This is a genomic window from Streptomyces sp. bgisy027, assembly GCF_057710365.1.
The window spans coordinates 246,488-269,295 of record NZ_JBYIVZ010000007.1 but is presented as its reverse complement, the minus strand read 5'-3'; the positions used below and the strand labels follow the sequence as shown (position 1 = coordinate 269,295).

Here is a 22,808-nt window from a genome sequence, read left to right as displayed (position 1 = left end):
GGAAACGAGGCGCGCGGAACGTGATGTGCGGCACGTGGGCGACCACCCGGGCACGGCCCGCAGGGAGATTCTTCCTGCCCACGGCTTGATCGGTGATCAAGGGGGCGAATGGGCTGGCCACAGCGCATTCTGCTCATTTGACAGTGCACTGAGCACAAAGATAGGAAGCAGCTCTCTGGGTCGAGAGGTGGATTGTGTACGAGCCGCACGTGGTCGGGGACTGGCACGAGTACGACGAGCATGCCGGTCTGCGTGTCCGCGTCCACCGCCTGGAAGCCGCCGAGCCGCCGCGAGGACGCGACGACGCCGCCGAGGGGCTGACGTACTTCAGGCTCCGGGTCACCGTCGAGAACCGCGGCGAGCGGCACCTCGGCATCCACCTCGAGGACGGCCAGATCGACGTGCGGATCGGCCGCGACGGCGAGGCCGCGTTCCTCGACTGGCGCAACTCGCAGTTCATCGAGGGCTTCGACGTCTACCCACTGCGCCGCGCCACCGCCGTGCTCTACGCGGCGGGCCCCGAGGCGAGCCTGAGCCAGGTCGATGTGCAGATCCAGCTGCGGGTCGAGGAGGAATGGGCGGAACGCCGGCTGTGGACCGGCGGCGTCGGCCTCCAGGAGGGCTGCGCGGGCGCCCACGCCGCCGCCCTGCGCGACGGCCTCGCGCTCCAGGTCAGCGACTTCCTGCGCGACCAGGCCGAGGAGGGCACCGCCTGACGGGGCTCAGGTCGGTGCCCGTTCGGCTCAGTGCGGGATGCCGTCGATGATCTCGCGGGCGCCCTGACGCAGCAGCGCCACCGCGACCGACGTGCCCAGCGTCGCCGGATCCAGCCGGCCGGCCCACTCGTGGGCGTTCAGCCGCGTCTTCCCGTCCGGGGTGAACACGCAGGCCCGCAGCGACAGTTCGCCACCACGGTCCACGCGCGCGTACCCGGCGATCGGGCTGTTGCAGTGGCCCTGCAGGACATGCAGGAACATGCGCTCGGCGGTGGCCTCCCGGTAGGTGTCCGGGTCGCCGAGGCCGCTGACGGCGTCGATGAGCTCGGTGTCGCCCTCCCGGCACTGCAGGGCGAGGATGCCCGCGCCGATCGGCGGCATCATCACCTCGGGGGAGAGGATCTCGCTGATCACGTCGGTGCGTCCGATGCGCTCCAGGCCGGCCACCGCGAGCAGCAGCGCGTCCGCCTCGCCGGCCGCGAGCTTCTCCAGCCGCCGGTTGGCGTTGCCGCGGAACGGCACGCACTGAAGGTGCGGGTGGGTGGCGGCCAGCTGCGCCACCCGGCGCACCGAGGAGGTGCCGATCCGGGTCCCGGCCGGCAGCTCGTCCAGCGTGAGTCCGCCGGGGTGGATCAGGGCGTCGCGGACGTCGTCCCGCTTCAGGAACGCGGCGAACGTCGTCCCCGCGGGCAGCGGCCGGTCGGCCGGGATGTCCTTGACGCAGTGCACGGCGAGATCGGCCTCGCCCACCAGCAGGGCGGCGTCCACCTCCTTGGTGAAGGCGCCCTTGCCCTCGACCTGGGACAGGTCGCCCATCCACTTGTCACCGGTCGTCTTCACCGGCACGACCTCGGTGCGCACACCGGGGTGCAGGGCCGCCAACTCGGCGCGGACACGCTCCACTTGGGCGAGCGCCATCGGCGAGTCGCGGGAGACGATGCGGATCAGTTCAGGGACGGACATGCCGCCACGATAGACCTTCACAAGTCCGCGCTCGTACGCCACCGCCCCATTTCCCCTCTCTCCCGCGCCCGCGCGGGCCGGGTCTGTACCATCAGCGCCGCCGCCGTGCACAACCCTCCGGCCAGGAACGTGCCGCGCACCCCGGCCACCGGCAGCAGTGCGCCCCCGAGCAGGGCGCCGGCGGCGATGCCCACGTTGTAGGCGGCCGAGTTCGCGGCGAGGGCGGTCTCGGTCCGGCCCGGCGCGACCCTCAGCACCTGGGTCTGCGTCGCCATGAAGACGGCCGAGACCGAAGCGCCCAGCACCATGATCAGCAGCACGCTCGCCACCGGGACGCGGCCCGCCGCCCACAGCCCGAGCAGCGCCACTGTCTGCGCCGCCACCGGCACGGTCAGCGTGGCCCGCGGGAAGCGGTCCAGGAGCGGCCCGGCCACGGCGACCCCCGCGAGCGCCGCGCCGCCGAACGCGAACAGCACCGCGCTCACCGCGCTCGCGCCGAACCCGTTCATCTCGTCGAGGAACGCGACGACATAGGTGAACCCGGCGAAGGCACCGGTCACCGACAGGGCGGTCACCGCCAGGACGACGCGGAACCCGCGCCGGTCGGGGGCGGCGCCGTACGCGGCATGACCGTCCTGCGGGCGGGACGTCGGCAGCAGCGCGGCGATCGTCACCAGTGAGGCGAGCGCGAGCACCCCGAGCAGTACGAAGGGCGTGCGCCAGTCGGTGTGCCCGCCCAGCCAGGTCCCGGCCGGCACGCCGGCCACCGTGGCCAGGGAACCGCCGACGGACAGCATCCCGATCACGCGCCCCCGGCGCTCGGGTGGGAACAGGCCGACCGCGACCGGCCCCGTCACCGACCAGAACACCGCCTGTGCCAACGCCGTCACCACCCGGGCCGCCAGCAGCACCCCGTACGACACGCCGCCAAGCGCCGGCACCCAGCTCGCCACGGCGAGCATCCCCAGGATGCCCGCGAGCAGGTACCGGCGCGGCACCGACCGGGTGATCCGGGCCAGCGGCAGTGAGGCGAGGGCCACCGTCAGGCCGTACCCGGTGACCAGGGCGCCCACCGCGGCGAGCGACACCCGCAGATCGTCCGCCATCAGCGAGAGCAGCCCGACCGGCAGATTCTCGGTGGTGTTGAAGGTGAACGCCGCCAGCATCAGCGCCGCGACGACGCCGGCGCGCCGCCGCGGAGCCGGACCTGTGCCGCCCATCGAACCGCCTTTCCTGCGGGGGGAGTCGAGGGGCAAGAGTGCGGGGCAGCGGCCGGCGCGCTCTACTCTTTCGGTCCAGGACGAATCACTCGTCCGGTCCAGGACGAAATCGCCGCTCACGACGGGGGTCGCATGCCGCTCGCCCTGCACCTCGGCACCGACGACCTGACGCGCTGCCGGTTCGCGATCTCGCCGCTGTGCCAGACCCACGAGGCGCTGCGGATGCTGCGCCGGCCCACCCGGCACGGCTACCACCGCGGCTGGCTGCGCCGTATGCGCCGTACGCTCGCCGGCCTGGACCTCGCACCCCTGTGGCTGTTCGTCCCACCCGCCGGCGGCTACACCCCCGACTTCCTGGGGGCGCCCCCGCCGGAGCCGTACCCGTCCTTCGACGACGAACTGGCCCGGATGCGCGCCACCGACCCGGCGCTGGCGCACGCGGAGATGGCCCGCTCCCTGGCCTGCGTGCCCGGACTCGCCGGGTCACCCGAGGGGCGCGCCGCGCTCGACGACCCCGCTGCCACCGTGCAGCGCCTGGCCGACCTCACGGAACGGGCCTGGCACGCGCTGCTCGCCCCGGACTGGGCGCGGCACCGTGCCGTACTGGAGGCGGACATCGCGCACCGCTCGCGCCGGGCGGCCGACGGCGGCCTCGACACGCTGCTCGCCGGCCTGCACCCGGCCGTCGACTGGACCGACCACACCCTCACCCTGCGCCGCTACGACGAACTGGCCGACGCCCAGCGCCCGGACGGCAGGGGAGTGCTGCTCATGCCGAGCGTGTTCGTGTGGCCGGACGTGGTCAGCGGTTTCGCCCGGCCCTGGCAGCCGACGGTCATCTACCCTGCCCGTGGCATGGGCCGCCTGCACGACGCCCTGCCGCCGCGCCCGCCGCGGGCCCTCGCCCGGCTGCTCGGGCACCGGCGTGCGGCCGTCCTCGCGGGGCTCACCGCGCCCTGCTCGACCACGGAGCTGGCCCGCCGTCACGGCCTGGCGCCCTCGACCGTGTCGGCCCACCTGTCCACGCTGCGGGACGCCGGACTGCTGGAGTGCCGGCGCCAGGGCCACTACGTCCTGTACGCACGAACGCCCCTGGGCGACGCCCTCGTGGAGGGGGACGCCGGCCCGGGGGCGCGTTGACCGCGGAGCGCCGGACGGATCAGGCGTTCGGGTCGAAGGCGATGCCGGACGGCTTCGCCGAGGCCAGGTGGGAGGCGAAGCTGCCGTCCTTCAGGCCGAAGTGGGCGCTGCCGAAGTTGTACGCGACGAGCTTGTCGCGCACGCCCGCCGGGTAGCCGTTCCAGCCGACCAGCGGCGGGTACTGCCAGGTGCCCTTGTGGTTCTCCGGCGGCTCGTCGTTCGAGTTGGCCAGCCGGAAGCAGTGCGTGCTGATGCCGTCCTTGTGGTAGACGATCTTGGCGTGCGTGCCGTCGAAGCGCACCGAGGACGCGGCGTGCACCGTGAACGAGCCGTGGTTGGACGTCGACACGTACTGCACCGCGTTGTTCTGCACCCACACCACGACGTGCTCCCAGTCGTGCCGGTGCCCGCCGATGCTGCTGCCCGCGAGGGCCTGGTCCTTCTCGAAGTACAGGCCGTAGAGGTACGCGCACCAGCCGTTGTTGCACTTGTAGCGCGAGTAGCTGTTGGTGTTGTCGAGGTCCGAGGCGTCACGGCACTGGCCGTTGAGCGCACCGGTCGGGTTCAGACCGCCGTTGACGGTTCCGTCCGGGCCGATCGCCGGGGTGGAGTAGCACCCGTCGGTGTCGTAGTCGAAGGCCGGCTGGAACGTCCGCTCGGCCGCCTCGGCGTTGCCCGGCAGGGCACCGGGCGGTGCGGCGAAAGCGACGCTGGGGAAAGCGATGACAAGGGCGGCAGCACCGGCGAGCCCGGTGAGCCACCTCTTGCTGTGGGTGCGGAACGACTGTGACGCCACTGCGTCCTCCTCCTGGAACGGCGCAGCCCAACGGCTATGGGGGGATGGGGAGTTCAGCATCCCGGCGTTTCACATCGGTGCCAAGAGGCACGGGCGTACCGCTGGTAACGATCAGCACAACAATTGGCGCCCGGGAAAGGCGCCTTGGCGGGCGTGAAGCCCCGTCAGACAGCGTCCCCCGGCAGCCAGGCCGCCGACTTCTCCGGCGTCAGGTCCGGGCGCAGCCGCAGCCAGGACGGCTGGCGCAGCATGCCGGACCGGGTACGGACGCTGTAGCGCACCTCGCCGACCAGCCGGGGCAGCACCCAGTGCGCGTCCGCCACCCGGGGCACCGGATCGAAGGGGCACCCGTCCGTCGCGACGGCCCCCAGCAGCTCGGCCAGCTCCGTCCGCTCGGCCTCGCTCCAGCCGGTGCCGACGCCGCCGACGTACCGCAGCCGGCGGTCGGCCGCGAACTGCCCGACCAGCAGCGCGCCCGGCCGGCCGGTGAGCCGGCCCTTGCCCGGCAGCCAGCCGCCCACGACGACGTCCTCGCTGTGCATGTTGCGGATCTTCACCCAGGCGCGGGAACGCACTCCCGGCTCGTACAGCGAGTCCAGCCGCTTGCACACCAGCCCCTCCAGGCCGTGCTCCCGTGTGGCCGCCAGCGCCTCCGCCCCATGTCCCACCACGGCACCGGGCGTCGACCAGAACGGCCCGTTCAGGTCGAGGTCCTCCAGTCGCCCGCGCCGCCGCGAGTAGGGCACCTTCAGCAAGGAGTGGCCCGCCAGGTGCATCACGTCGAACAGCACCAGGTGCGCGGGCGTCCGCGCGGCCATCCGGGCGGCCCGCGCGGGCGAGTGCGCCAGCCCCATCCGGGACTGGAGCAACTGGAAGTCGGCGCGCCCCTGTTCGTCCAGGGCCAGGATCTCCCCGTCCAGGACGGCGGGCGTGGTGCCGAGCGCGTCGCCCAGCGCCCGCAGCTCGGGGTAGGCGGCCGTGATGTCCTCGCCGGAGCGGGCGCGCAGCAGCATGGTGCCGTCACCCGCCAGATACACCACCGCGCGCTGGCCGTCCTGCTTGGTCTCGTAGGCCCAGCGCGCGTCCTGGGAGATGGGCGGGAGTTTGCCGGAAGTGGCGAGCATGGGAGAGATCAGCGGCAGGCTCACGGGTCAGTTCTCGACACGCCCGCCCGCCGCCACGCGCGCCGGCCGCCGATTTCCCCTGAACGGCCGTCGGGGCGTCACTCGCCCCCGTTCGGCGGAACCGCCCGCACCAGGCCCGACTGATAGGCCATGACGACCAGTTGGGCACGGTCGCGGGCACCCAGCTTGGTCATGGCGCGATGCACATGGGTGCGTACGGTCAGCGGGCTCACGTACAGCTTCCCGGCGATCTCCTCGTTGGAGTGGCCCTCGGCCACCCAGGCCATGACCTCCCGCTCGCGGGCGGTGAGGGCGGACAGGTGCTCCGGAGCGGCCGACTGGGCGCTCTCGGCGGGGGAGGACAGGAACCGGGTGATCAGGGTGCGGGTCGCGGTGGCGGACAGCAGGGACTCGCCGGCGGCCACCGTGCGGATGCCGGCGAGCAGCACGTCCGCGGTGACGTCCTTGCCGAGGAAGCCGCTGGCCCCGGCCCGCAGCGCCTGCGCGACGTAGTCGTCGATCTCGAACGTGGTCAGGATCAGCACCCGCACCGCCGTGAGGTCCGGGTCGGCGCAGATCGCGGAGGTGGCGGCGAGTCCGTCGGTGCCGGGCATGCGGATGTCCATCAGGACCAGGTCGGGGCGGTGGATCCGGGCGAGTTCGAGGGCCTCGGTGCCGTCGGTGGCCTCGCCGACCACCTCCATGTCCGCGCAGGAGTCGATCAGGATCCGGAAGGTGGCCCGCAGCAGGGCCTGGTCGTCGGCGAGCAGTACACGGATGGTCATGGATGGTGCTTCTTCCGGCTCCGGATCATCGTTCGTCCCTCAGCCTGGCCGCTTCGGACCGCCACGTCGTCGTCCGTCCGCCGACAATCACCCCTACTCGGAACGCAGTACGTTCCCCCGCCCACGTCATCCCCGAGCAGGACGGCCCGCGGCCCGGCGCCCACCACACGCACGGCAGCTCCACCTCGATCACCGCGGGCCCTGCGCGCGCCCCGGCTCCCGTCCTGTTCAATCAATTGACTTAGATTGTACGGAGGTGAAACCGCGGCGGCTCGAGGGACTGGCCGCCGAGGTGCGGTGCGCAGTCCCGGTGCGGTGGTGATCATGGCAGGCAGGACACTGCGGGAGGAACAGACGGACGCGACCCGGGAGCTGCTGCTGACCGCGGCGGAGCGGCTCTTCGCCGAGCACGGGGTGTACGCGGTGTCCAACCGCCAGGTCAGTGAGGCCGCCGGGCAGGGAAACAACACCGCGGTCGGCTACCACTTCGGCACCAAGACCGACCTCGTCCGCGCCATCGTCCGCCGGCACTCGGCGCGCATCGAGGAGATCCGCGCCCGCCTGGTCACCGACCTGTCCGACCGCGACGAGGTGCGCGGCTGGGTGGACTGCCTGGTCCGGCCCTCCTTCGCACACCTCGCCGCGCTCGGCAGCCCCACCTGGTACGCGCGGTTCTGCGCCCAGGTCGTCGCCGACCCCGCGCTGCACCGGATCATGGTCGAGGAGGTCCTCACCTCCCCGTCCCTCCAGACGATCATCGACGGCCTCGACCGGTGCCTGCCCGACCTCCCGCCCGAGGTCCGCGCCGAGCGCGGCGAGATGGTCCGCCATCTGATCGTCCACGTGGCGGCCGAGCGTGAACGCGCCCTCGCCGAGCACACCCCCACCCCTCGGGCCACCTGGGACGACGCCGCCACGGGCGTCACCGACGCCGTCGTCGGCATGTGGCTGGCGGCCGCGACGCCCGGAGTACGGCCGTGAAACCGGCTCTCGGCGGACGGGGCGGGCTGCGGTCGCAAATTAATTGAGTTACGCAACGAGATGGTAAAGTGGAACGCATGTCCACCACACCGCTCCCCGAACTCCCCGACAGCCCCGCGTCCTCGGAAGTGGTCGAGATCGAGCGTGCGCTCACCCGGATCACCTACCTGAGTACGCGTGCCCGGCAGCACGAGCGGCTGATGGCTCTGGCCGGGGTGCCGCTGGACCGGGCGGCCGTGGCGCTGCTGCGGCAGGTCGCCGATTCGGAGCCGTTGCGGCCGGGGGAGTTGGCCGCGCGGTTGGGTGTGGAGGCGTCGCACGTCACGCGTACGGTGCAGCAGTTGCAGAGGTCCGGTTACGTCACCCGTGTTCCGGATCCGCAGGACCGCCGGGCCCAGCGGATCGAGCTGACCGAGTCCGGGCGCCGGGCCATCGCCCGGGTTCGGGACGCCGGGGTTCGCGGTATGCAGCTCGCGCTGGCGGACTGGAAGCCGGAGGACCTGCGGCAGCTGGCCACGCTGTTCCACCGGATGGTCGACGACTTCCTTGCGCATGCGATCGACGACGACGGTGAGCAGCAGTCGGCTGCGCCTGCCGGGACCCTCTGACCCGTCGTGGGGCGTCTGCGGGGCCGTCGTGGCTGGTCGCGCGGTTCCCCGCGCCCCTAGGGGGTCGTCGAGCCGTTGGTGACTTCGCTCCGCTCGTAGTGGTTCGTTCCGGGCGGGGCCGGCTCCCGGAGGCCGGTCAGGAGCAGTCGGCCCAGTGCGGGCAGGGCGATGAGCGGGACCAGTGCTGTTCGCGGTGATTTCGCGGTGATGTGGTGTCGGCCAGGGCGCCGAGCGCCGGGGCCGCAAGGCCGCCCACGCGCACGGCGAGCCCCGGCGCGCCGCCGCTCGCGCTCGGCGCCGCGACCGGTGTCGGTGAGCGCACCCTCAGCCGGCTTTTCCGCCGCGAGTTCGGCACGACCTTCCCGCAGTGGCGCACCCAGTCACGCCTCCACCACGCGCTCCGACTGCTCGCCGAGGACACGCCCGTCACGACCGTCGCCCACCGCCGCGGCTGGTCCTCCGCCGGCGCCTTCATCGACGTCTTCCGCCGCTCCTTCGGACACACCCCCGGAACCCACAACCGCCGCGCGCAGCAGGGCCGATGAACGCACGGGGCGGATGGCGACCGGAGACCTACCCTCCGGTAGCATCCGGCGGCAGGCCATCCAAGGAGGATCCGTGCCCCGGTCCCAACGCTCACCCCTGCTGCTCGCCGGCCTGCTGGCCACGGCAGGGGTCGCCCACTTCGCCGTCCCCCGCCAGTTCGACGCCGTCGTGCCGCGCTCCCTGCCGGGGTCGCCCCGGACATGGACGTACGCCAGTGGCGTCGCCGAGCTCGCGCTCGCGGCCGGGCTGGCGCTGCCGCGCACCCGCAAGCCCGCCGCGCTCGCCGCCGCGGCCTTCTTCGCCGGGGTGTTCCCGGCGAACGTGAAGATGGCCGTCGACTGGCGCGACCGCCCCGCGCCGCAGAAGGCCCTCGCCATCGGGCGGCTGCCGTTGCAGATCCCGCTCGTGCTGTGGGCACGCGGCGTCGCCAAGAAGGCGGAGGGACGGGCATGAGCGCACAGCTGAAGGCCGGCGACCAGGTCGAGGACTTCGCGCTGCCGGACGAGACCGGCACCGAGCGCTCCCTCACCGAGCTGCTCGCCGAGGGACCTGTGGTGCTCTTCTTCTACCCGGCCGCCCTTACCGCCGGCTGTACCGCGGAGGCCTGCCACTTCCGTGACCTCGCCGCCGAGTTCGCCGCGGTCGGTGCCCGGCCCGTGGGTATCAGCGGGGACGCCGTCGAACGGCAGCAGGAGTTCGCCGCACGCCACACGCTCGGCATGCCGCTGCTGTCCGACGCGGACGGGTCGGTCAGGGAGCGGTTCGGGGTGACGCGAGGTTTCTCGCCGGCACCCACCAAGAGGGTCACCTTCGTGATCGGCCAGGACCGCACCGTCCTGGAGGTCGTACGCAGCGAACTGCGGATGAACACCCACGCCGACCGGGCCCTCGCCGCGCTGCGCAAGTGAGCGCACGGTCACGGGGGCGGCGGCGGGCGCGAGCGCCTGGGCGGGACGGCTCCGGCGCCGGGCGGCGCGGTTGATGCGGTCCGGCGGAGGACTCATGCTGGACGACATGGAGCGCGTCTCGGCCGCGGCGATCCTCGATGCCCAGGGTGTGGTGAAGGGGTGGAGCGAAGACGCCCGGCGGCTGACCGGCCACACCGCCGAGGACGTGGTCGGGCGGCCCGCCCGGGACCTGCTCGCCGAGGAGCCGGCGGCCACGGCCGTGGCCGCGCTCGCCGGCCACGTCGTGCTGCGCCACCGCGACGGCTCACAGGTGCCCCTCATCGTGCGCGCGCACCGCGTGCTCGGCGAGGACGGCACCGCCGACGGCTTCATGATCACCGGCGAACGGCCGGACGCCCGGGAGCCGGACCTGGGCGAGGCGGCCTTCCAGCAGGCGTCCATGTCGATGTCGGTCTTCGACACCGAGCAGCGCTACCTGCGGCTCAACCACGTCGCCTGCCAGGTCATGGGCGTCTCCGAGAACACCCTGATCGGCCGGCACTTCCCGGAGACCGTGGAGGACGCCCGGCACAGCCGCGGCTTCCACTGGCATCTGCGCCAGGTCGCCGAGACGGGCAGACCGGTCCGCTACGAGAGCTTCACCGGCGCCCCGGCCCTGAACCGGGACCACGCCTGGAGCATCGAGATGTGGCCGGTGCGCGACGCCGCCGGTGACATCGTGGGCACGGCCCTCGCGGCGTTCGACAGCTCCGACCAGTACTGGGCACGGGAGCGGCTGGCGCTTCTGAACGAGGCGGCCGCCGCCATCGGCACGACCCTGGACGTGGTGCGCACCGCCGAGGAGATGGTCGGGATCGTCGTGCCCCGGTTCGCCGACTTCGCCAGCGTGGACCTCTTCGACTGGGTCCTGGACGCGGAGGAACCCCCGGCGCTCACCGGCACCGACATCGCCCTGCGCCGGGTCGCCCACGGCTCCGGCACCGAGGGCACCCCGGAGGCGGCCGTGCACCTGGGCGAGGTGGACGTCTACCCGCCGTTCTCACCGCCGGCCCGCGCGATCCTGGAAGGCCGGGTGATCCAGAGCCAGGCCGGCGAGCCCGCGTTCATGCGGTGGATCGCGGAACGCAACGCCCGCGGCCCGGCCGGCCGGCGGCACCGCGTCGGCGCCCACTCGATGATGGCGGTGCCGCTGCGGGCCCGCGGCACCACGCTGGGCGTCGCCGTGGCCGTGCGCATCAGACAGTCGGACGACTACGGCCCCGACGACACCGTCTTCGCCGAGGAACTCGCGAGCCGGGCCGCCGTCTGCGTCGACAACGCCCGGCGCTTCGCCCGCGAACGCACCACCGCACTGGCCCTCCAGCACAACCTCCTGCCCCGGGGACTGCCCGGACAGGCAGCCGTCGAGGTGGCCCACCGCTACCGGCCGTCCGGTTCGCAGGCCGGCATCGGCGGCGACTGGTTCGACGTGATCCCGCTGTCCGGCAGCCGGGTCGCCCTCGTCGTCGGCGACGTCGTCGGACACGGCATCCCCTCGTCGGCCACCATGGGCCGCCTGTGCACGGCCGTACGCACCCTCGCCGACGTGGACCTGCCGCCCGACGAGCTCCTCACCCACCTGGACGACCTGGTCACGCATCTCGCCGGTGACGACTCCGACGAAGTCGCCGAGCTGGGCGCCACCTGCCTGTACTCCGTCTACGACCCCGTCACCCGCCGTCTCAGCCTGGCCGCCGCCGGCCATCCACCGCCGGCCGTCGTCCTGCCCGACGGCAGCGCGCAGGTCGTCGAGATGAACGCCGGGCCGCCCCTCGGGGTCGGGGGACTGCCCTTCGAGGCCATGGAGGTCGAACTGCCCGAGGGTGCTCTGGTCGCCCTGTACACGGACGGTCTCATCGAGGACCGCGACCGCGACATCGACCACGCCACCGCCGAACTGTGCCGCGCCCTGACCGCCCCCGCCGAGACCCTCGACGCGCTGTGCGACGGCGTGCTCAAGGCCGTCCTGCCGGAGGACCCCAGCGACGACGTGGCCCTGCTGCTGGCCCGCACCCGGGCCCTGGGCGCCGACCGCATCGCCACCTGGGACGTATCGCCGGACCCCGAGCACGTGGCGACCACCCGGCAGGCGGCCACGGACCAGCTGACCGCGTGGGGGATGGACGAGGCGGCCTTCGTCACCGAACTCGTCGTCAGCGAACTCGTCACCAACGCCATCCGGTACGGCGCACCGCCCATCCAGCTCCGGCTGATCCGCGACCGCGCCCTCATCTGCGAGGTCTCCGACGGCAGTTCGACCTCGCCGCATCTGCGCCGGGCCCACGCCTACGACGAGGGCGGCCGCGGACTCCTGCTCGTCGCGCAGCTCACCAAGCGCTGGGGCAGTCGGCAGACCGCCGGCGGCAAGACGATCTGGGCGGAACAACCGCTGCCACCGACGATCTGAACATGCGAACGAGCAGCCCGGGTCGGGCGCGTCCTGGGAGAACGGCGCGCCGTGCGGCAGCACGTGCACCACATCGAGGACGACCGGCATGTCTCCCTCGTTGCGGCCGGTGCGCACATGGCCCGGACCGGCCGGCTCCCCCGCCCGGGCGGCCTCGCCCGAGCGGGCCCGGTGACGAGGACGGTGGCGGCGACCACGGCGCCGGTGACGGCGGTACGGAGCGCGGGGCGCCTGCGAGGGACGCCGTCGGCTCAGAACTCCTCGTGCACCTCGGGGTCGCCGCCGAGCCGCCGGTGCGCGCGGTCGGCGACGGCCGCCATCTGCGTGGCGTCGAGGTCGAAGCCGAAGACGTCGAGGTTCGCGCGCTGCCGCTCCCGGTCGGCCGACTTGGGGATGGGCAGGGCGCCCAGCTGGGTGTGCCAGCGCAGGACGACCTGGCCGGGCGTCACCTTGAGGGTCTCGGCGATGCCCCGGACGACCGGGTCGTCCAGGAGGTCGGTGCCGCGCCCCAGCGGGCTCCAGCTCTCGGTGACGATGCCCTTGCCCTCGTGGAAGGCGCGCAGCTCGTCCTGCGGGAACAGCGGGTGCAGCTCTATCTGGTTCACGGACGGCAGGACGCCCGTCTCCCGCTCCAGGCGCTCGATGTGCTCGGGCGTGAAGTTGGAGACGCCGATCGACCGGACCAGGCCGCTCTCGCGGAGCTCGATCATGGCCCGCCAGGAGTCGACGTACTTGTCGACCCGGGGGAGCGGCCAGTGGATCAGATACAGGTCGACGTAGGCGACGTCCAGGCGGCGCCGGGACTCCTCGAAGGAGGTGAGGGTCTCCTCGTAGCCGTGGTGCCGGCCCGGGAGCTTCGTCGTGACCACGACCTCCTCGCGCGGCACCCCGCTCGCCACGATGCCCCGGCCCACCCCCGTCTCGTTGCGGTAGTTCGTCGCGGTGTCGACGAGGCGGTGGCCCAGATCCAGGGCGCCGGCCACCGCCTCTTCCGCCTGGGCGTCGTCCATCGGCCAGGTGCCCAGGCCGATGGCGGGGATCGTCGTACCGTCGTTGAGCGTGTGCAGCGGAATGCTGATCACTGTCGGACCTTCCCTCGACTGTGCCGTACACCCAGCGTCACGGATAGGGTGAGGATTGATCAACCGGACGGGTGGGGACGAGGACAGGCGACGGGATGGGCGGCACCGAGGAGAAGCAGACGACGGGATCGGGGCGTCCGACGTCACGGGACGTCGCCCGGCTCGCCGGGGTGTCGCACACGGCCGTCTCCTTCGTCTTCAACGGCCGCGCCGAGGGCAACCTCTCGCCCGCCACCCAGGAGCGGATCCGCCGAGCCGCCGCCGAGCTCGGCTACCGGCCCGACCCCGTGGCCCGCGGCCTGCGCCGCCGCCGTACGGCAGTGATCGGCCTGGTCACCGACGAGATCGCCTCCTCGCCGTTCGCGGGACGGCTGCTGCGCGGTGCCATGGAGACCGCCTGGGACAGGGAGCACCTCGTGCTGACCATCGACTCGGGCGGCGATCCGGCCAAGGAGGACGCGGCTGTCGCCGAGCTCCTCGACCGCCGGGTGGACGGCATCATCTACGCGGCCATGTCGCTGCGCCGGGTCCGGGTCCCCGAGGGCCTGCACCGCACCCACTCCGTGCTCGCCAACTGCCTGCCCGAGGACGACTCCCTGCCCGCCGTCATACCCGCCGAGCGCGCGGGCGGCCGTACGGCGGCCCGGCTGCTGCTGGACGCGGGGCACCGTCGAGTCGCCATGGTCGGCGGCCAGGACGACATCGCCTCCGTCGACCGCCTGCGCGGCTTCCGCGACGCCCTGCGCGCCGAGGGGATCAGCGTGCCCAAGGAGTGGGTCGTCCGCACCGGCGGTGAGATCTCCGGCGGGTACGAGGGCGCGATGCGCGTCCTGGACGGCGTCCCCGCCGACCTGCGCCCCACCGGGCTCTTCTGCTACAACGACCGGGTCGCGGCGGGCGTCCTGCACGCCGCGGCCCGGCTCGGCATCACCGTCCCGGGCGAGCTGTCCGTGGTGGGCTACGACGACCAGGAACACATGGCCGCGTTCCTCACTCCGCCCCTGACCAGCGTCGCCCTGCCGCACCGGGCGATGGGCGACGCCGCCGCGCGCCTGCTCCTCGACGCCATCGACACGGGCCGGACGCCGCCCGCGACGGTACGGCGCCTGGCCTGTCCGGTGATCAGCCGTGCTTCGGTGGGACCAGCTCCCAGCCGCTGACCGTGGCCCCGGCACCGGTCACGAGCAGCTCGGCCACGTCGTCGGGCCGTCGGTAGACCCGCTCGGTGACCATCGCCCGGTCGCCCACGAACAGCTCGAACAGCGAGCCGTCGACGAGGATCCGCACCTCGTCGGCCGGCGCCCGCACCACGATCGGCGCCGCCTCCTCGGACCCACCGCGCGGCCAGCCGGCCCGGTCGAGCGTCACCGTCTCCTGGTCCGGGTCAAGGAGCACCGTCAGCTCCGCACCCGAGGCGGAGAGCAGCAGCCGCACGCCGGTTCGGCCGGACGCGGTCACCGTCAGGTCGTACGCCTCCGGGAGGGCGGCAGGCCCACCCGCGGCCGTCACGAACGGCTCGTCGGCCCGCAGCAGTTCGAGCTCCGGCGCCGGTGCGACCCGCAGGGAGCCGTCGGCCCGCAAGTCCACCACGCGCGGCGCTGTCAGCACTCCGGCCCACCCCGCCCGGTCGACCTCGGCCTGTTCCCGCGCCTCCCAGGACCAGCCCCACAGCAACGCCCGGTCGGGCTCCTGGAGCACTGCGGGCGCGTAGAAGTCCCGGCCGTGGTCCAGCCGCCCTCCGGCGCCCGCCTCGAAGCGCAACCCGTCCTCGCCGCCCGGGACCAGATGCCCCGTCAGATAGCCGGTGGCGCTGGGGTTTCCGTCCCACAGCGAGAGCACCAGCACCCACGTCCCGTCGGCCGTCCGCAGCAGCTGCGGGCACTCCCAGCCCACCGCCCCGTCGCCGAAGGCGTGCGCGGCCACCGGGTCGGTGCCGTCCAGCAGCACTCCCGCGAACCGCCAGTCGGTGAGGTCGTCGCAGTCGTACAGCAGCACCGACGGCGTCCCGTCCGCGTGCCCCGCACCGACCAGCGCCCAGCGCCGACCGTCGCCGCCGAACACGAACGGGTCGCGGAACATCACCACGTCCAGGCCGTCCGGCGGGCCCGTCACCACCGGCGTGGGCAGGGGCCGCCAGTCGGTGAGCGTCTCGTCCTCCGGCATCAGCGCCCGCGCGAGGCAGATCGAGCCGAGGCCCGTGTGGTGCCGGTCGACGCCGGTGTAGACGGCCGTCGGCACACCGTCGTCGTCGACCACGCAGCCCGACCAGCAGCCCGCCTCGTCGGGGCCGCCCGGTGTCGGGGTGAGCGCGATCGGATGGTGTTCCCAGTGGACCAGGTCGGCGCTGGAGACATGACCCCAGTGGACGTTGGCGTGCACGGGGGCGTCGGGGTTGTGCTGGTAGAAGAGGTGGTGGCGGCCCCGCCAACGGAAGGGACCGTTCGGGTCGTTGATCCAGTTGGCGGGGGGACGGACCCGGAAGCGCGGGGCGCCGGGGTCCGTGCACTGAGCTGCGAGGCTCAACGGTTGACTCCTGCGGACGTGATGCCCTCGCGGAGAGGGCGCTGACCGACGACGAACACGGCGACGGCGGGGATCATGGACAGCACGACACCGGCGAGCACCACCGAGATGGAGCCGGTGCCGAGGTTGCCCTGGAGCGAGACCAGGCCCAGCGGCAACGTGTAGTTCTGGGCCGACGTCTCCAGGATCAGCGGCCGGAAGAACTCGTTCCAGTGGTAGTTGAAGGCCAGCACGCCGACGATCGCGAGACCGGGCGCGGCCAGCGGGGCGTACACGGACCGGAAGATCCGCCAGGGCCCGCAGCCGTCCAGCATCGCCGCCTCGCCCAGGTCCTTGGGCATGCCCAGGAAGTACTGGCGCATCAGGAAGGTCCCGAACGCGGTCGGGAAGGCCGGAATGATCAGGGCGAGCAGGGTGTCGGTCAGGCCCATCGACTTCAGCACCAGGAACACCGGCACGATCGTGACCTGGAGCGGCACCATCATGGTCGCCAGCACCAGCCCGAACAGCGGCTTCTTGAACCGGAACTCAAGGCGCGCGAAGGCGTACCCGGCGAGGCCGGCCGTGATCATCTGGCCCACCGCGATCAGCGCCGTCACCAGCGTCGAGTTGAGGGCCAGCAGCCAGACGTCGATCTGGTCGAAGACCCCGCTGTACGCCTCCGCGGACGGGCTCGTCGGGATGAGGCGCGGCGGCAGGTCGAACGCCTCGGCCGGGGTGCGCAAGGACGTGGAGACGGTCCAGAGGACCGGGCCCAGCGTCAGCAGCGCGCACACCGCGAGGCCGGCGATCCGGGCCCACGGCGCGAGGGAGTGCCGGGTGCGGCTGAGGGAGAGTGTCGCTTGGCTCATGAGAGGGTCACCGGCTCACTGGTAGTGGACGAAACGCCGGCTGAGCCGGAACTGGAGGGCGGTGACCGCCATGATCAGCACGAACAGCAGCACACCCACGGCCGAGGCGGTACCGAAGCGCAACTGCTCGAAGGCGCTCTCGTAGATGACCATCACGACGGTGCGGGTGGCGTCGCCGGGACCGCCGTCGGTGAGGACGTAGGGCTGCTCGAAGACCTGGAGCGCGTTGATGATGCCGACCACCGACGCCACCAGCAGGGTGGGCGACAGCAGCGGCAGGGTGATGCCGAGGTGCTTGCGCAGCCCCCTCGCCCCGTCCAGGGCGGCGGCCTCGTGGATCTCCTTGGGGATGTTGTTGAGACCGCCGACGAACAGCAGGAACGAGAACCCGAACTGCTGCCAGACATAGACCAGGATCACCGTGGCCATCGCCGCGTTCTCCGACGTCAGCCAGGGCACCGGGGCGACCCCGACCAGCCCGAGCAGCCAGTTCACGACCCCGAAGTCCTGGTTGAACAGGTACTTCATCACCACCGAGATCGACGCCGCCGACAGCACCAGCGGGAAGAAGAACGCGGACCGGAACACCGACCGCAGCCACACCGGCATCCGCCCGTTCACCGCCAGCGCCAGCACCAGCGCGATCACCAGTTGCAGCGCGACCGCGAACACCATGAACACCACCGTGTTGCCGAAGGACACCAGCACGGTCGAATCGGTGAAGACCTCCCGGTAGTTGGCACCGCCGGCGAAGCTCGGATCGTCGATGACGTTCCAGTGGAACAGGCTCAGCACGACCGAGCCGATGATCGGGACGACCGTGAAGACGACGATGCCGACGATCGTGGGCGCGAGGAACAGCGTGGCCAGCAGGCGGGTGCCGCGGTCACGGGCGGAGCGCCGGGGCGCGGGGGCCGGCGGCGCGGCCGCCGGCTGCGGCCGTACGGCCGGTATCCGGGTGTTCGTCATACGTCACGCTCCATGGCCTTCTCCAGATCGCCCTGCATCCGGCGCAGCGCGGGACCCACCGCGCGCCGGGACGCCAGAGCCGTACCGGTGTGCTTGAGCAGCACCTGCTCGACCTCGGCGACCTGCGGCGGCGCGGGGATCGGCCCGGTGTCGGGGAACTTGTCGAGGGTGTCGTAGAAGACCGGCCAGTGCTCCGGGCCCGTCTCCCGGTACCGCTGCGCGGTGAGCATCGAGCGGCGTGCCGGGGTGGTCTGGTTGGTGGAGAACAGCCGCATCAGGGTGTCCCTGCGGGCGGCGTACTTGATGAACTCCCAGGCCTCCTCCTGCCGCTTCGAGGTGCGCAGCAGCGCGTAACCGGCGGCGCCGAACTGCATGCGCTGGGTGCGCCAACGCGGGAAGTACTGCACGTCGAAGGCGTCCGGCTTCATCCCGGCCAGGTGCAGTCCGCCGGCCCAGAAGCCGCCCGCGGGTGTGACGCCGACCCGGCCGGTGGAGAACACGCCGATCAGGTTCTGGCCGTTGCCGCCCTCGGGCCGGGTGCACAGGCCCTCCTGAATGAGGGAGGCGAGATAGTCGTACGCCTCCTCCACGCGCGCGTCGGTGGCCTGCGGGGTCGTCCACCGGTAACCGCCCCCGCGGCCCTCCCGCTCGGCGGCCGGGTAGAAGGAGTCCCACAGCCAGTCACCGCCCGGTGCCTTGGACTCGGCAAGGAGATTGGTGTCGTTGGCGAACAGCCACGGCACGACGCCGCCCCACAGCCGGTTGGTCCAGAAGTACGGCGTGAACTGCGAACCACTGGCCCCCTTCATGTCCCGCAGCAGCGCGGTGAAGTCGTCGCGGGTCCAGTCGGCGGCGGGGAAGCCGGCGCCCGCCCGCTCCAGCACCTGGTGATTGAGGTACATGTCGGCCGCGTTGAACTCGACCGGCAGCTGGTGGAGGGAGCCCTCGTACATCATCGACTCCACCAGCGAGGGGTGGACGTCGGCGAAGTATTCGCGCAGCTCCTCGGCGTCCCGCTTCACCCAGTCGTCCAGCGGGACTCCGAGGCGCTGCGCGAACAGCTGGACACCCTCGGTGGCGACGTACACCAGATCGGGGGCCGTGCCCGCCGCGATCTGGGTCAGGATCTTCGCGAAGAAGTCGGACCAGTCGACCGCCTGGACGGCGTTGATCCGCAGCTTGATGTCGGGATGGACCTGCTTGAAGCCCTCGGTGAGCGTGCGAACGGCCTCCGGTCCGTAGGCGGGGCCGAGCGTGGCGACGACGAGCGAGCCGTCGTCGCGGCCGGGGACGTCGGCTCCGGTGAGCCGGTCCCAGCTCGCGGCGGTACCGGCGAGCGCGGCGGCTCCCGCGCCGTAGGCGCCGTACCGCAGCAGAGTGCGGCGGGTGGGATGCGAGTCGGTCATGCAGCGGGCCTAACTCGTGTTAGTCGAGTAGTGATGCCCCAGATGATGGGAAGCCCGTCGCGGCCCTGTCAATAGTCGTGAACCACTTGACCTTTAACGAGTTAGGTCGCAGAGTCCTGGTCCACATGAGCCGCCTCCCGACGCCTTGCGCGTCCGACGAGAGGAACGATGTGTGATGCCCGCGATGACCAGGAGAGCCCTGCTCGCCGGCTCGGCCGCGGGGGCGTCGGCCGCGCTGCTGCCGACCGCGTCCCCGGCCGCCGCGAAGCCCCGGAAAGCAGCCGCGACCTGCGCGAGCTACCGCGCCGAGTACCACTTCACGGTGCCCGACCAGTGGAAGAACGACCCGCAGCGCCCGGTCTGGATCGACGGCGAGTACCACTACTACTACCTGTACAACCCGGACTACCTCACCGGAGGAACCACCGCGGGCACGGCCTGGCGCCTGGCCACCACGACCGACCTGGTCACCTTCCGGGACCGGGGGATCGCCCTGCCGAAGGACACCACCCCCAACGGCGACCTCTGGTCCGGCTCGGCGGTGGTCGACACGGAGAACACCGCCGGCTTCGGTGCGGACGCGGTGATCGTCGTCGTCACCATGGCGCCGGACGAGGTGACACAGGCGCAGTACCTGTACTACTCGACCGACGGCGGCCGCACATTCCGTAACCACGGCACCGAGCCCGTCCTGCCGAACCCGGGCGTGCGGGACTTCCGCGACCCGAAGGTGATCCGCGACGAGGAGCGCGGCCGGTGGGTGATGACGCTCGCCGAGAACGACAAGGTGGGCTTCTACCACTCCACCGACCTGAAGTCCTGGACGTACGCCAGTGGCTTCGTCAAGGGCGGCATCGGCGTCCTGGAGTGCCCGGACCTGTTCCGCATCACCGCCGACGACGGCACCGTGACGTGGGTGCTCGGCGTGAGCGCGAACGGCAAGGGGGCCGGGCTGCCGAACACCTACGCCTACTGGACGGGCTCCTTCGACGGCACCGTCTTCACCGCCGACGCCGACGACCCGCAGTGGCTCGACCACGGCTGGGACTGGTACGCCGCCGTCACCTTCGAAAGGCACCGCGGCGACGGCTCCGTCGACCCCGCCGTCCGCTACGCGATCGGCTGGCTGAACAACTGGGACTACGCGAACATCACGCCCACCATCGACTGCGACGGCTTCAACGGCACCGACTCGATCGTCCGGCAGATCACGCTGAAGCGCTCCCCCTCCGGCACGTACTACCTGGCGTCACAACCGGTCGCCGCACTGGACGACCACGTCTCCCGCACGGTGCACCTCGGCGACCTGGAGGTCTCCGGCACCCGGGTGCTCGACCACCAGGGCACCGCCTACGAGCTGACCTGCGAGATCACCTGGGACCAGCTCACCGGCGCCGGCCTCCAGCTGCGCCGCTCGCCGGACGGCAGCCGGCACGTCGACGCCGGGATCTACGGCGACTACGCCTTCCTCAACCGCCGCCCCACCATGAACCCCGACGCGTCAGGCCGATGGCAGGAGAGCCACAGCCCCTTCGACCCGGCCGCCCGCAGCGTGCGGCTGCGCATCCTGGTCGACCGCACGTCCGTCGAGATGTTCGTGGACGACGGCCGGTACACCCACTCCTCGGAGGTCTTCCCGTATCTGATCGACACGGGGCTCGCCCTGTTCACGATCGACGGCACGGCGGTCTTCCGGAACGTGGTGATACGGGAGTTCTCCCTGTGACACGGCAACTGACGGCTGACGGCTGCCGGGTTGCCCCTCCGCCCAGGCCCTGTCGCCACGTCCGCCGAACGCTGTCACGATCTTCCTGGAAGCGGCTCGGACCGGAGCCGGCGCGGGCGAGTGACGGAGCGTGCGGATGACGAGGGACAGGGACGGGGCGGAGCGGGCCGCGGGGATCGAGGTGCATCCGGTCGCCGGGCACATCGGCGCGGAGATCAAGGGCGTCGACCTGGCCGGTGAGTTGGCAAACGCCGTGGTCGCCGCGATCCGGGCGGCGGTGCTGCGCTGGAAGGTCGTGTTCTTCCGGGGGCAGCGGCTGGACCACGCCGGGCATGTCGCGTTCGCGCGGCGGTTCGGGGAGCCGGTCGTCCTGCGCAAGCGGGGCAGCGCGTCCCCGGCGGACTTCCCCGAGGTCGAGACGACCGCCGACCGGCTCGAACTGGGCGGGAGGTTCGGCATGGAGCACGACGAGTGGCTGCGCCGGCGCCGGCACACGCTGCTGCGGGGCTGGCACTGCGACCACGGTGCCCGCATCGACCCGCCCGCCGCGACGATCCTGCGCGCCGAGACCGTACCCCCGTACGGCGGCGACACGACCTGGTCCAATCTGGCGGCCGCCTATGCCGGACTCTCCGGCCCGGTACGGGAGTTCGTGGACGGCCTGCGCGCCGAGCACCGCCTCGGGGTCGGCTATCAGCCCCGGCCCGGCGACGACGCGTACGTCCGTCATCTCCTCGACCATCAGGTCGCCTCCCTGCATCCGCTGGTGCGTGTCCATCCCGAGACGGGGGAGCGGGTGCTCTGCGTCAACGGCTACTACGTCGAGCAGATCGCCGACCTCTCGCGCGCCGAGAGCAGCGCCGTCCTGGAGATGCTGCTGGAACAGGCGGTACGGCCCGAGTACACGGTGCGTTTCCGCTGGGAGCCCGGCAGCGTGGCCTTCTGGGACAACCGGGCCACCATCCACCTCGCCCCCGGCGACAACGCCCACCTCGGCTTCCCCCGGACCATGCACCGCGTCATGCTCACCGGAGACGTGCCGGTGGGGGTGGACGGCAAGCCGTCGGAGCCGATCGTCGGGACCGAGGTGGGGCGCTGGTAGCGGACGTCTGCCGGGGTTTGGGCCCTGGGCTCAGCGGGCGAGCAGGTCCCGCAGCGCCTTCGCGATGTCGGCCGGTGCCTCCTCGGCCATGAAGTGGCCGCAGGTGACGGTGGCGTGCCGCAGATCCGGCGCCCAGGTGTGCCACAGCCCGGCCGCGTCGAAGCCGAGCGCCGCGCCCCAGTCCTGCTGGAGCACGCCGACCGGCATCCGCAGCGTGCTTCCCGCGGCGCGGTCGGCCCGGTCGTGCTCGATGTCGATGCCGGCCGACGCCCGGTAGTCCGCGACGATCGACGGCACCGCCGCACGGCAGGCGGCGAGGTAGGCGGCGCGGACGTCGTCCGGGACAGCAGCCCGGTCGGTCGTCCAGATGTCCAGGAAGTGGCCGAAGAAGTCGTCCGGGGCGGCACCGATCATGCGCTCCGGCAGGCCGGGCGGCTGGGCCATCAGATAGAGGTGGAAGCCCACGGCGGCGGTGACGCCGTGCATGACCTCCCACATGTCCAGCGTCGGCAGGACGTCGAGACACGCCAAGTGGGTGACCGTGTCGGGATGGTCGAGACCGGCGCGGAAAGCCACGAGGGCACCACGGTCGTGCCCGGCCAGTGCGAAGCCCTCGTGCCCCAGTTCATGCGCCAGGGCCACGATGTCCGCGGCCATGGTCCGCTTGGCGTAGACGGAGCCGTCGGTCTCCACCGGCTTGTCGCTGGCGCCGTAGCCGCGCAGGTCCGGGCAGATCACCGTGTGGTCGACGGCCAGGTCGGCGGCCACGTGCCGCCACATCAGGTGGGTCTGCGGAAAGCCGTGCAGCAGAACGACGGGCGGGCCGGAGCCGCCCACGGCCGTGTGCAGGGACACTCCGTCGGCGACGGGGACGCGGTGATGTTCGAAACCGGGGATGACAGGAGGCACGGCGGCT

21 protein-coding genes and 1 pseudogene are annotated in these 22,808 nt (G+C 72.3%); 11 read left to right on the top strand and 11 right to left on the bottom strand.

All coding sequences use genetic code 11. The annotated features are described in order from the left end of the window. Positions 1-194 precede the first annotated feature (194 nt). Complete coding sequence (locus AC3ETA_RS10305; RefSeq protein ID WP_432192510.1) at positions 195-716, top strand: hypothetical protein; 522 nt, start codon at positions 195-197, stop codon at positions 714-716. A 27-nt stretch (positions 717-743) separates the two neighbouring features. On the opposite strand, the gene hemC is transcribed toward AC3ETA_RS10305, so the two are convergent. Further along, positions 744-1,679 (bottom strand): hydroxymethylbilane synthase, encoded by a 936-nt coding sequence (hemC, locus tag AC3ETA_RS10300; RefSeq protein WP_432192509.1) that lies wholly within the window; start codon positions 1,677-1,679, stop codon positions 744-746. 17 nt (positions 1,680-1,696) lie between these two features. Continuing rightward, a complete protein-coding gene (locus tag AC3ETA_RS10295; protein ID WP_432192508.1) occupies positions 1,697-2,899 on the bottom strand; it encodes an MFS transporter in 1,203 nt (400 codons plus the stop codon). 132 nt (positions 2,900-3,031) lie between these two features. On the opposite strand from AC3ETA_RS10295, the gene AC3ETA_RS10290 reads away from it, so the two are divergent. After that, positions 3,032-4,039, top strand: a complete 1,008-nt coding sequence (locus AC3ETA_RS10290) for an ArsR/SmtB family transcription factor (protein ID WP_432192507.1) — start codon at positions 3,032-3,034, stop codon at positions 4,037-4,039. A 19-nt stretch (positions 4,040-4,058) separates the two neighbouring features. Here AC3ETA_RS10290 and AC3ETA_RS10285 read toward each other — a convergent pair whose 3' ends face one another. The 3 genes from AC3ETA_RS10285 to AC3ETA_RS10275 all read right to left on the bottom strand — a co-directional run bounded on the left by AC3ETA_RS10285 (position 4,059) and on the right by AC3ETA_RS10275 (position 6,744). Beyond that, on the bottom strand, positions 4,059-4,835 hold the full coding sequence (locus AC3ETA_RS10285; RefSeq protein ID WP_432192506.1) for an NPP1 family protein: 777 nt from the start codon (positions 4,833-4,835) through the stop codon (positions 4,059-4,061). Positions 4,836-4,999: 164 nt separating this feature from the next. Then, the gene (locus AC3ETA_RS10280; protein ID WP_432192505.1) at positions 5,000-5,983 is read right to left on the bottom strand and encodes an ATP-dependent DNA ligase; all 984 of its coding nucleotides are present in this window, start codon (positions 5,981-5,983) and stop codon (positions 5,000-5,002) included. Positions 5,984-6,057: 74 nt separating this feature from the next. Next, a complete protein-coding gene (locus tag AC3ETA_RS10275) occupies positions 6,058-6,744 on the bottom strand; it encodes a response regulator transcription factor (protein ID WP_432192504.1) in 687 nt (228 codons plus the stop codon). A 324-nt stretch (positions 6,745-7,068) separates the two neighbouring features. Between AC3ETA_RS10275 and AC3ETA_RS10270 the strand changes: the two genes are divergently transcribed. The 6 genes and pseudogenes from AC3ETA_RS10270 to AC3ETA_RS10245 all read left to right on the top strand — a co-directional run bounded on the left by AC3ETA_RS10270 (position 7,069) and on the right by AC3ETA_RS10245 (position 12,233). Further along, positions 7,069-7,725, top strand: coding sequence for a TetR/AcrR family transcriptional regulator (locus AC3ETA_RS10270; protein ID WP_432192503.1), 657 nt, complete (start codon positions 7,069-7,071; stop codon positions 7,723-7,725). A 77-nt stretch (positions 7,726-7,802) separates the two neighbouring features. After that, the gene (locus AC3ETA_RS10265) at positions 7,803-8,333 is read left to right on the top strand and encodes a MarR family winged helix-turn-helix transcriptional regulator (protein WP_432192502.1); all 531 of its coding nucleotides are present in this window, start codon (positions 7,803-7,805) and stop codon (positions 8,331-8,333) included. A 287-nt stretch (positions 8,334-8,620) separates the two neighbouring features. Beyond that, positions 8,621-8,878, top strand: a pseudogene (locus tag AC3ETA_RS10260) (helix-turn-helix domain-containing protein); the annotation flags it as partial. Positions 8,879-8,951: 73 nt separating this feature from the next. Next, positions 8,952-9,332 (top strand): DoxX family protein, encoded by a 381-nt coding sequence (locus AC3ETA_RS10255; RefSeq protein WP_432192501.1) that lies wholly within the window; start codon positions 8,952-8,954, stop codon positions 9,330-9,332. Then, positions 9,329-9,787: a peroxiredoxin gene (locus AC3ETA_RS10250; RefSeq protein WP_432192500.1), complete on the top strand. Its 459-nt coding sequence runs from the start codon at positions 9,329-9,331 to the stop codon at positions 9,785-9,787. Before AC3ETA_RS10255 ends, AC3ETA_RS10250 begins: the two co-directional genes overlap by 4 nt. Positions 9,788-9,893: 106 nt before the next feature. Continuing rightward, a complete protein-coding gene (locus AC3ETA_RS10245) occupies positions 9,894-12,233 on the top strand; it encodes an ATP-binding SpoIIE family protein phosphatase (protein WP_432192526.1) in 2,340 nt (779 codons plus the stop codon). Positions 12,234-12,484: 251 nt separating this feature from the next. Here AC3ETA_RS10245 and AC3ETA_RS10240 read toward each other — a convergent pair whose 3' ends face one another. Then, the gene (locus AC3ETA_RS10240; RefSeq protein ID WP_432192499.1) at positions 12,485-13,315 is read right to left on the bottom strand and encodes an aldo/keto reductase; all 831 of its coding nucleotides are present in this window, start codon (positions 13,313-13,315) and stop codon (positions 12,485-12,487) included. Between the two features lie 95 nt (positions 13,316-13,410). Between AC3ETA_RS10240 and AC3ETA_RS10235 the strand changes: the two genes are divergently transcribed. Continuing rightward, positions 13,411-14,475, top strand: a complete 1,065-nt coding sequence (locus AC3ETA_RS10235) for a LacI family DNA-binding transcriptional regulator (protein WP_432192498.1) — start codon at positions 13,411-13,413, stop codon at positions 14,473-14,475. On the opposite strand, the gene AC3ETA_RS10230 is transcribed toward AC3ETA_RS10235, so the two are convergent. From AC3ETA_RS10230 to AC3ETA_RS10215, 4 genes are read right to left on the bottom strand one after another with little or no spacing between them, the layout of a single operon-like run. Continuing rightward, positions 14,438-15,838, bottom strand: a complete 1,401-nt coding sequence (locus tag AC3ETA_RS10230; protein ID WP_432192497.1) for a glycoside hydrolase family 32 protein — start codon at positions 15,836-15,838, stop codon at positions 14,438-14,440. The genes AC3ETA_RS10235 and AC3ETA_RS10230 overlap by 38 nt on opposite strands. Beyond that, positions 15,835-16,689: a carbohydrate ABC transporter permease gene (locus AC3ETA_RS10225; RefSeq protein ID WP_432192496.1), complete on the bottom strand. Its 855-nt coding sequence runs from the start codon at positions 16,687-16,689 to the stop codon at positions 15,835-15,837. Before AC3ETA_RS10225 ends, AC3ETA_RS10230 begins: the two co-directional genes overlap by 4 nt. A gap of 15 nt (positions 16,690-16,704) precedes the next feature. Beyond that, positions 16,705-17,658 (bottom strand): carbohydrate ABC transporter permease, encoded by a 954-nt coding sequence (locus AC3ETA_RS10220; protein WP_432192495.1) that lies wholly within the window; start codon positions 17,656-17,658, stop codon positions 16,705-16,707. Then, positions 17,655-19,064: an extracellular solute-binding protein gene (locus tag AC3ETA_RS10215; RefSeq protein WP_432192494.1), complete on the bottom strand. Its 1,410-nt coding sequence runs from the start codon at positions 19,062-19,064 to the stop codon at positions 17,655-17,657. Before AC3ETA_RS10215 ends, AC3ETA_RS10220 begins: the two co-directional genes overlap by 4 nt. Positions 19,065-19,239: 175 nt before the next feature. Here AC3ETA_RS10215 and AC3ETA_RS10210 point away from each other — a divergent pair, with 175 nt between their 5' ends. Together AC3ETA_RS10210 and AC3ETA_RS10205 are read left to right on the top strand one after the other, a co-directional pair. Then, the gene (locus tag AC3ETA_RS10210; protein WP_432192493.1) at positions 19,240-20,790 is read left to right on the top strand and encodes a glycoside hydrolase family 32 protein; all 1,551 of its coding nucleotides are present in this window, start codon (positions 19,240-19,242) and stop codon (positions 20,788-20,790) included. A gap of 136 nt (positions 20,791-20,926) precedes the next feature. Continuing rightward, positions 20,927-21,892: a TauD/TfdA dioxygenase family protein gene (locus AC3ETA_RS10205; RefSeq protein ID WP_432192492.1), complete on the top strand. Its 966-nt coding sequence runs from the start codon at positions 20,927-20,929 to the stop codon at positions 21,890-21,892. Between the two features lie 30 nt (positions 21,893-21,922). Here the strand turns inward: AC3ETA_RS10205 and AC3ETA_RS10200 are convergent, their stop codons facing one another. Further along, the gene (locus tag AC3ETA_RS10200; protein WP_432192491.1) at positions 21,923-22,801 is read right to left on the bottom strand and encodes an alpha/beta fold hydrolase; all 879 of its coding nucleotides are present in this window, start codon (positions 22,799-22,801) and stop codon (positions 21,923-21,925) included. Between the last annotated feature and the right edge of the window lie 7 nt (positions 22,802-22,808).

Bases quoted from the DNA above. Each gene is read 5' to 3' on its own strand.
- hemC (WP_432192509.1), bottom strand. From the start codon at position 1,679: ATGTCCGTCCCTGAACTGATCCGCATCGTCTCCCGCGACTCGCCGATG.
- AC3ETA_RS10295 (WP_432192508.1), bottom strand. From the start codon at position 2,899: ATGGGCGGCACAGGTCCGGCTCCGCGGCGGCGCGCCGGCGTCGTCGCG.
- AC3ETA_RS10290 (WP_432192507.1), top strand. From the start codon at position 3,032: ATGCCGCTCGCCCTGCACCTCGGCACCGACGACCTGACGCGCTGCCGG.
- AC3ETA_RS10275 (WP_432192504.1), bottom strand. From the start codon at position 6,744: ATGACCATCCGTGTACTGCTCGCCGACGACCAGGCCCTGCTGCGGGCC.
- AC3ETA_RS10270 (WP_432192503.1), top strand. From the start codon at position 7,069: ATGGCAGGCAGGACACTGCGGGAGGAACAGACGGACGCGACCCGGGAG.
- AC3ETA_RS10265 (WP_432192502.1), top strand. From the start codon at position 7,803: ATGTCCACCACACCGCTCCCCGAACTCCCCGACAGCCCCGCGTCCTCG.
- AC3ETA_RS10250 (WP_432192500.1), top strand. From the start codon at position 9,329: ATGAGCGCACAGCTGAAGGCCGGCGACCAGGTCGAGGACTTCGCGCTG.
- AC3ETA_RS10245 (WP_432192526.1), top strand. From the start codon at position 9,894: ATGGAGCGCGTCTCGGCCGCGGCGATCCTCGATGCCCAGGGTGTGGTG.
- AC3ETA_RS10235 (WP_432192498.1), top strand. From the start codon at position 13,411: ATGGGCGGCACCGAGGAGAAGCAGACGACGGGATCGGGGCGTCCGACG.
- AC3ETA_RS10225 (WP_432192496.1), bottom strand. From the start codon at position 16,689: ATGAGCCAAGCGACACTCTCCCTCAGCCGCACCCGGCACTCCCTCGCG.
- AC3ETA_RS10220 (WP_432192495.1), bottom strand. From the start codon at position 17,658: ATGACGAACACCCGGATACCGGCCGTACGGCCGCAGCCGGCGGCCGCG.
- AC3ETA_RS10215 (WP_432192494.1), bottom strand. From the start codon at position 19,064: ATGACCGACTCGCATCCCACCCGCCGCACTCTGCTGCGGTACGGCGCC.
- AC3ETA_RS10210 (WP_432192493.1), top strand. From the start codon at position 19,240: ATGCCCGCGATGACCAGGAGAGCCCTGCTCGCCGGCTCGGCCGCGGGG.
- AC3ETA_RS10205 (WP_432192492.1), top strand. From the start codon at position 20,927: ATGACGAGGGACAGGGACGGGGCGGAGCGGGCCGCGGGGATCGAGGTG.